The following is a 7264-nucleotide window of genomic DNA, read 5'->3' on the forward strand; positions in this document are numbered from 1 at the left end:
GCCCTCGATCAACAAGACCTCCGACCTCGTGCAGGAAATCGCTTCGGCCAGCCAGGAGCAGACCGCCGGCGTGGGCCAGATCAACAACGCCATGGGGCAGCTGAACAAGGCCACCCAGCAGAATGCCTCGGCCTCCGAGGAGCTCGCCGCCACCGCCGAAGAACTGGGCGGTCAGGCCGGGCAGCTTCAGGAGCTGATGGAGTTCTTCTCCATCGACACGGCAACAACCAGCGGCCGCCGGCGCTGATTCCCGACAGGCATGCCGCTACACGGACACCCCGCATGATCAACTGGCACACCCTGTCTCCACAGGACATCGAACGTCGCGCGCAGAGCATCTCGCCCGGCGAGTGGGCGGTCGACATGCACAAGCCGATCTCGACCCTGCTCGGCTCCTGCGTGGCGGTATGCATGTACGATCCGGCGGTCGGCGTTGGGGGCATGAACCACTTCATGTTGCCCAACATGCGCAAGCGCGAAGGCGGGGTGGACGTCGACTCCCTGCTGTCGGGCGACTACGCGATGGAAGTGCTGCTCAACGGCATTCTCGGCCGTGGCGGCGCGCGCCACCGCCTCAAGGCCAAGGCCTTCGGCGGCGGCACCATCATCAGCGGCATCGCGACGTCGGGCATCGGCAAACGCAACGCGGACTTTGCCTGCGAATGGCTCAAGCGCGAGGGCATCGAACTGGTCGCCTCGGATTTCCTCGGTGCGTGTTCGCGCAAGGTGTTGTTCGTCCCGGCCACCGGCGATGCCTGGTGCCGACGCATGACCACCACAATGGCGAACGCGCAGGAAGTGGCGAAGGCCGAGCAGGCCTACGCCGAATCGCTGAAGCGGCCGCTTCCGAAGTCGAATGTCGAACTTTTCTGATCACGGAGCCCAGGCAAGACATGGATAGCAACGGCGTCACGGACCAGGAGTTCGCCCTGTTCCAGAAGCTCATCTACCGGCTGGCCGGCATCAACATGGCAGACAGCAAGAAGCCGCTGGTCGCCGGCCGCCTGTCGCGCAGGCTGCGCCATTACGGCCTGGACAGCTTCGGCGCCTACTACAAGCTGGTCACCAGCGGCGACCATCCGGAAGAACGGCAGCTGATGGTCGATCTGCTCACCACCAACGAGACCTACTTCTTCCGCGAGGCCGCGCACTTCGACTTTCTGCAGGACTTTGCCGCCAGCCGGCGCGGCCGCCCGTTCCGGGTGTGGAGCGGCGCATCCTCCAGCGGCGAGGAGCCCTACACCATCGCCATGGTGCTGGCCGAAACCCTGGGCCTGTCGGCCAACTGGGAGATCGTCGCCTCCGACATCAGCCTGACCGTGCTCGAGCGCGCCCAGACCGGCCTCTACCCGTTGGAGCGCGGCCGCGGCATCCCGCCCGAGCTGATGAAGAAGTACTGCCTCAAGGGGGTGCGCAGCCAGGAAGGCAACTTTCTCGTCGTCCCCAAATTGCGCGAGCGGGTCGACTTCCGGCACATCAACCTGATCGCCCCCGACACGCGCGACCTCGGCCAGTTCGACATCATCTTCCTGCGCAACGTGATGATCTATTTCGACAACGAGACCAAGCGCAAGGTGGTCGGCAACATGGTTCCGCACCTGCGTGACGACGGGACCTTCATCGTCGGCCACTCCGAGACCCTGACCGGCATCACCGACGATCTCAGCGCCCTGCGCCCCACGCTCTACTGCCGACCCAACGCGCGCACGCTGCTCGAACACCACCGCAGCAACCGGGCCGCACCGCGGGCCCTCCACCCCAACCGCAGCGAGCACGGACGATGAGCAGCCGAATCAAGGTCATGATCGTGGACGACTCGGCCGTGGTGCGCCAGACGGTGCGCCAGGCCCTCGAGCGCGACGCCGGCATCGAGGTCATCGCCGCCGCCTCCGACCCGCTGTTCGCCATCAGCCACATGCAGCGCCAATGGCCGGACGTGATCGTGCTCGACATCGAGATGCCGCGCATGGACGGGCTGACCTTCCTGAAGAAGATCATGACCGAGCGTCCGACGCCGGTGGTGATCTGCTCCTCGCTCGCCGAGAGCGGCGCGGCGGCCACCATGCAGGCCCTGTCGGCGGGTGCGGTGGCGATCATCACCAAGCCCAAGATGGGCGTTAAGCAGTTTCTCGAAGACAGTGCCAACGACGTCGTCCAGGCCGTCAAGGCCGCCGCGCGCGCAAACGCCAGCCGGCTTGTGCCGCGCGCGGCCGCGCCGCTCAACCCCGCGCCCAAGCTCAGCGCCGACGCCATCCTCGGCGCCGGCTTGGGCAGCGGCGCGAACATGGTGCGCACCACCGAGCGCATCGTCGCCATCGGCACATCCACCGGCGGCACCCAGGCGCTGGAAGCGGTGCTCACCCGCCTGCCGGCGGTGTGCCCGGGCATCGTCATCGTCCAGCACATGCCCGAGCGCTTCACCGCGATGTTCGCCGAGCGCCTCAACAGCCTGTGCGCACTCGAGGTGCGCGAAGCCCGTCACGGCGACCGTGTGATGCCCGGCCGTGCGCTGCTCGCCCCCGGCGGCAAGCACATGATGCTGGCGCGCAGTGGTGCGCAATACACGATCGAAGTCGTGGACGGACCGCTGATCAACCGCCACCGGCCGTCAGTGGATGTGCTGTTCCGCTCATGCGCAAAGTTCGCCGGCAAGAACGCGGTCGGCGTGATCATGACCGGGATGGGAGACGACGGCGCGCGCGGGCTCAAGGAAATGCGCGACGCGGGCGCCAGCACCCTGGCCGAGGACGAATCGACCTGCGTGGTCTTCGGCATGCCCAAGGAGGCAATCCGCCTCGGTGGCGTCGATCGGGTGGTGCCGCTGACTCAGATTCCGGAAGTGATCCTGGGCCTGGTGAAGTAGCGGCGCGGGCGCGCGGTCAAGCCTGCGCGCCCGCTGCGCCCTCACCCCCCCGCCCGCCGCGACTGCACCAGCGACCACAGGCTGATCATCGCCAGCGCGCCGACGATCAGAGCCATGCCGGTGAACTCGGCCGCATTCGGGCGCTCGCCCAGTTCGATCCAGCCCGCGAGCGTGCCGATCATCGGGATGCCGAGCGCCGACAGCCCCGCCATGCCGGTCGACAGGCGCTGCAAAATGTACAGCCACAGCAGCCACGCCAGCCCGGTGGCAAACACCGCGTTGAAGAACAAGGCGCCGTAAAAATACGGCGTGGGGTCGATCGGCCGCGACGGATGCAGCACGGCGAGCACACTCAGCGCGATCGCGCCGAACAGCATCTGCCAGGCGGTGAGCGCCAGCAGGTCGAAGGCGTGGTCGCGCCGCATGCGCTTGGCGAGCACAGCCGACGCCGCCCAGGTGACACCGCCCGCGACCGCGAGGAGGTTGCTCAAGGCGCTGCCGCCCATCGACCACGGCTGCAGGATCAGCACCAGCCCGCTGCCGGCGATCGCGATCGCCGCCCACTGCAGGCCGCGCACGCGCTCGCCGAGCACCCACCACGCCATCGGGATCACCCAGAACGGCATGGTGTAGACCAGCACCGCGGTCTTGCCCGCGCCGCCCGCCACCAGCGCCCACTGGATCAGCGCGGTGAACGCGCCGGTCTGCAGCACTCCGAGCAGCACCACCTGCCGCGCCGCCACCAGGGACATGGGCTTGCGCAACACGAGCAGCACCAGAAACAGCGTGGCCGCGCCGAGCACCGTGCGGATGGCGGAAAAATCGAACGGGTCGACGTACTGGATGACCTGTTTCATCACCACCCAGTTGTAACCCCAGATCAAGGACAGCGCGGCGAGCGCGAGAAGCGCGAGACGGGGCGTGCCGGACGCGGACATCGGATCTCCAAAAGGAAAACGCCGCGGCGCCCGTGACGGGGGCCGCGGCCAAATAGCTGCCGCCAGGGAGAACGGCGGCGAGTAACGGTATGGGGCGGATTATGCACCGGCGCGGACAGGGGAGGCATACGGCAGCGGTGATGTCGCCGATCAGCCTGGCACGGAGCGGAGGACGAGCGACGGCGACGGAGCGGGGAATCGCGACTTGCGTCGCTCCCACAGGTGGCTGCGGCGGTGCGGCGGTTTTCGTAGGAGCGACGCGAGTCGCGATCACGGCGGTGGCGCTCCGCGCCGCCGTCGTTCCTGCGCCGTCGATCGCGACTTGCGTCGCGCCTGCAGGGGACTCGGGAGGCGCAACATCGCCTACGGGATCGCTGATACGCGGCATCAGCCTGCGGCGCTGCCCGCGCGCGCGGCGGCCGCCTAAACTCCGCGGCCCCATCGTGCTTCCCCGGAAAACATCATGCTGCTCGGTCTGTCCCTGTTCTACGTCGGCGCGGTACTGATCCTGAATGGCCTGTGGATGCTCGGCCGCATCGGTGATCGCGAGATCGCGGTCATCAACCTGTTCACCGGCGGGCTGACGCTGCTGGTGTCGCTCAAGCTCGCCTTCGGCGACGGCGCCGACGCGGCCTCGATCAAGGGCGCGGCGCTGTCGCTGCTGTTCTCCTTCACCTACCTGTGGGTCGCGTTCAACCGCCTGAGCGGCGCCGATGGGCGCGGGCTGGGGTGGTTCAGCCTGTTCGTGGCGATCACCGCGGTGCCGGTGGCCATCGACACGCTGCGCGCGGCCTCGAGCACCTGGGAGTGGTGGCTCGGGCTGTCGTGGGCAGCGTGGTCGGTGCTGTGGCTGATGTTCTTCATGTTGCTGGCGCTGCAGCGGCCGATTGCACGCCTGACCGCGACACTCGCGATCGGCCAGGGCGTACTCACCGGCTGGCTGCCCGGCTACCTGCTGCTGACCGGCGTGCTGCGCTGAAACGGATTGCTGCAGCGCAAAAATATAAATTCCAGTATTCGACTTATTAGCAAAGCGCACACCCCCGGTCGGGGCGAATCCCTAGACTTCATCTCAAGTCAGTGCAGCACGGCGCAGCAATGCGCCGGCTGTCTGCCGCGCGGGACGAATCCCGCACCGGCCGACACCCCCACAAGGCTGCACGACGCCCAGCTAGAACGCCACGCGCAGCCGGCCCCGCCCGGCCGATCGCGGGTGGCGATACAGAGACATATAAATAAACTTGATTAGCAATGATGTTCAGCCGACCGAATCACCCGCTGAGGCTGCGGCACACAGGTGGCGGCAGCCACGAGCAGTCGCGTGTGAAGCGCGCGCAGATCGAATCGGCGGTTGAATCGGTAGGTGAACGCGGCCAGGTATCGCGTTGCGTATTTGCGGAAGTCGAACGCATGGTAGCTGCCGCTCAAACTCGTCTTGAGGTTACCGAGTACGGTGTTGATCCACTGGAACTCGGGCAAGTCCTTCGGTTTGCGCTTGCCGACGACGGTTGGCTGATGCGCACAACCTGCACCGCTCACCGCACCGAAGCAGGCCAGTCCATCGGAGAACACGGTGCTGCCCGGAGCCAGATGGGTCTTGGCCCACTGGCCGATTGCGACCATGCTGAAGCTCGAGACAGGCGTGAGTTTGACGCGCAGGGGGTGGCCCTCGTCACTGAGGGAGACGGCGGCGACGAACGGGACCTTGTTCTCCGAGCCCCGGCCGACTTTGCCACCGCTGCGCTCGCCGCCCAGGTAGGCATCATCGACCTGGACCTGGCCATCGAGTGTCGGCGCCGAGCTGCTGCAGCGCAGCTACAAGGGCATCGGCTTCACGCCGGAGGGCAACGCGCTGCTGATTCGCGCGCGCCTGGTGCTGGCGACGATCGACAAGGCGCGCGCGGAGATCCGCCAGATGCGCGGCGGTGCGGGCGCGCACGTGAAGGCGGCGATCACCCCGCTGGTGACGGCGACGGTGCTGCCGGCCGTGCTGAGAGCGTTTCGCAAGGCGCAGCCCGAGGCCGAGCTGACCTTTCACGAAGGCCTGCTGGTGCAGGCGCTGCCCGGGCTGATCGAGGGCAAGATCGATTTCGCGATCGCGCTCGCCTCGCCGCAGGATCTGCCCTACGAGATCGAGTTCGAGCCCCTGGCCGACATCGACGCGGTACCGATGGTGCGCACCACCCACCCGCTGGCGGACGCACAGGACTGGAACCAGGTCGCGGACGCCGAGTGGGCGCTCAACCTGTCCGCCGGCAGCCAGAGCATGAACCTGGTCGAATGGCTGCGCGCGCAGGGCTTCAGGGCGCCCAGCCGCATCCTGCACTGCTCCTCGCCCTACCTGATCCTCGACATGGTCCGCCGCAACGACCTCATCGGCTAAGGTCCGAAGGTGCTGGTGACCGATCCGCAGGTGGGCGTCGGCCTGCGCCCGCTCGCGCTGCAGCCGCTCCCGCCCACCATGCCGCTCGGCCTGCTGACGCTGCGCGGCGTGCCGCTCGGGAGCGCAGCGAAGAAGCTCGCCAACCTGTTCCGCCGCGAACTGGAGGCGCGCCTGCCGACACCGCCGCGCGCTTGAGCCCGCGTGGCGCGCTGGCGCTCAGCCCTCCCAGTAGCCCTCGCGGTTGTAGATCGCCTTCAGATAATCGATGAAGTGCCGCACCTTGGCCGGCAGGTAGCGCTGCTGCGGATACACCGCCTGGATGTCGTAGCTCGGCACCGCGAACTCGTCGAGCACGGTGACCAGCTCGCCGCGCTTGAGCTCGGCCTGGATCTCCCAGGTCGAACGCCAGCCCACGCCCAGGCCCTGCTTGACCCAGCCGTACAGCAGCTCGCCATCGTTGCAGGCCAGGTCGCCATCGACGCGGACCGCAAACAGCTTGCCCTCGCGCACGAAGGACCAGCCGCGCTGTTGCCCACCCGCGAGGTTGAAGGCGAGGCAGTTGTGGCGGGCGAGGTCCTCGGGCTGGCGCGGGATGCCGTGGCGCTCGAAGTAGTCGGGCGTACCGCACACCACGCGGCGGTTCGGAAACAGGCGCAGCGCCACATAGTTGGGGTCGGTGACCTCGCCGATGCGGATCGCCATGTCGTAGCCCTCGCGCACCAGGTCGACCACGCTGTCGGTGAAGTTGAACGACATCTTGAGTTCCGGGTGCAAGGCCTTGAACGCGGCCGCATGCGGGGCCACATGGCGGCGGCCGAACGCCGCGGGCGCAGACACCACCAGGTGACCGCGCACCACGTTGCGCCCGACGCTGACCGCGCGCTCGACCTCGTCGAACTCGCGCAGCAGCGCGCGCCCCTGCTCCACGAACTGCTCGCCCAGCTCGGTGAGCGCGAGGCCGCGCGTCGAGCGGTGCATCAGCTTCACGCCGAGGCGCTTCTCCAGCGCATCCAGGCGCCGCCCCATGACCACCGGGGTGACGCAATGCTCTCAACTTTAGCTTATAGCCCTTGTGAACCC

At 67.6% G+C, this 7264-nt stretch carries 7 protein-coding genes and 3 pseudogenes; 7 read left to right on the forward strand and 3 right to left on the reverse strand.

Annotated elements, in window-relative coordinates:
• The 4 genes and pseudogenes from ACPT9U_RS17000 to ACPT9U_RS17015 all read left to right on the forward strand — a co-directional run.
• Positions 1-247 (forward strand): annotated as a pseudogene (locus ACPT9U_RS17000) (methyl-accepting chemotaxis protein); the annotation flags it as partial.
• 35 nt (positions 248-282) lie between these two features.
• Complete coding sequence (locus tag ACPT9U_RS17005; RefSeq protein WP_435751818.1) at positions 283-873, forward strand: chemotaxis protein CheD; 591 nt, start codon at positions 283-285, stop codon at positions 871-873.
• Positions 874-893: 20 nt separating this feature from the next.
• On the forward strand, positions 894-1784 hold the full coding sequence (locus tag ACPT9U_RS17010) for a CheR family methyltransferase (protein WP_435751819.1): 891 nt from the start codon (positions 894-896) through the stop codon (positions 1782-1784).
• Positions 1781-2863, forward strand: coding sequence for a protein-glutamate methylesterase/protein-glutamine glutaminase (locus ACPT9U_RS17015; RefSeq protein WP_435751820.1), 1083 nt, complete (start codon positions 1781-1783; stop codon positions 2861-2863). The genes ACPT9U_RS17010 and ACPT9U_RS17015 overlap by 4 nt, the downstream gene beginning before the upstream one ends.
• A 41-nt stretch (positions 2864-2904) precedes the next feature.
• Here ACPT9U_RS17015 and ACPT9U_RS17020 read toward each other — a convergent pair whose 3' ends face one another.
• Positions 2905-3801: a DMT family transporter gene (locus tag ACPT9U_RS17020; RefSeq protein ID WP_435751821.1), complete on the reverse strand. Its 897-nt coding sequence runs from the start codon at positions 3799-3801 to the stop codon at positions 2905-2907.
• 463 nt (positions 3802-4264) lie between these two features.
• On the opposite strand from ACPT9U_RS17020, the gene ACPT9U_RS17025 reads away from it, so the two are divergent.
• Positions 4265-4780, forward strand: a complete 516-nt coding sequence (locus ACPT9U_RS17025; protein WP_435751822.1) for an AmiS/UreI family transporter — start codon at positions 4265-4267, stop codon at positions 4778-4780.
• Between the two features lie 266 nt (positions 4781-5046).
• Here ACPT9U_RS17025 and ACPT9U_RS17030 read toward each other — a convergent pair.
• Positions 5047-5589: pseudogene (locus ACPT9U_RS17030) on the reverse strand (IS1595-like element ISTha4 family transposase); the annotation flags it as partial.
• An 85-nt stretch (positions 5590-5674) separates the two neighbouring features.
• Between ACPT9U_RS17030 and ACPT9U_RS17035 the strand changes: the two are divergent.
• Both ACPT9U_RS17035 and ACPT9U_RS17040 read left to right on the forward strand, forming a co-directional pair.
• Entirely contained in the window at positions 5675-6184 is a 510-nt protein-coding gene (locus tag ACPT9U_RS17035; RefSeq protein ID WP_435751823.1) for a LysR substrate-binding domain-containing protein, read from the forward strand.
• 15 nt (positions 6185-6199) lie between these two features.
• The gene (locus tag ACPT9U_RS17040; RefSeq protein ID WP_435751824.1) at positions 6200-6379 is read left to right on the forward strand and encodes a hypothetical protein; all 180 of its coding nucleotides are present in this window, start codon (positions 6200-6202) and stop codon (positions 6377-6379) included.
• 21 nt (positions 6380-6400) lie between these two features.
• Here ACPT9U_RS17040 and ACPT9U_RS17045 read toward each other — a convergent pair.
• Positions 6401-7225, reverse strand: a pseudogene (locus ACPT9U_RS17045) (LysR family transcriptional regulator); the annotation flags it as partial.
• Positions 7226-7264 lie beyond the last annotated feature (39 nt).

This window comes from Thauera sp. AutoDN2 (assembly GCF_051280715.1).
Classification (GTDB): Bacteria; Pseudomonadota; Gammaproteobacteria; order Burkholderiales; family Rhodocyclaceae; genus Thauera.

Bases quoted from the DNA above. Each gene is read 5' to 3' on its own strand.
- ACPT9U_RS17015 (WP_435751820.1), top strand. From the start codon at position 1,781: ATGAGCAGCCGAATCAAGGTCATGATCGTGGACGACTCGGCCGTGGTG.
- ACPT9U_RS17010 (WP_435751819.1), top strand. From the start codon at position 894: ATGGATAGCAACGGCGTCACGGACCAGGAGTTCGCCCTGTTCCAGAAG.
- ACPT9U_RS17005 (WP_435751818.1), top strand. From the start codon at position 283: ATGATCAACTGGCACACCCTGTCTCCACAGGACATCGAACGTCGCGCG.
- ACPT9U_RS17025 (WP_435751822.1), top strand. From the start codon at position 4,265: ATGCTGCTCGGTCTGTCCCTGTTCTACGTCGGCGCGGTACTGATCCTG.
- ACPT9U_RS17020 (WP_435751821.1), bottom strand. From the start codon at position 3,801: ATGTCCGCGTCCGGCACGCCCCGTCTCGCGCTTCTCGCGCTCGCCGCG.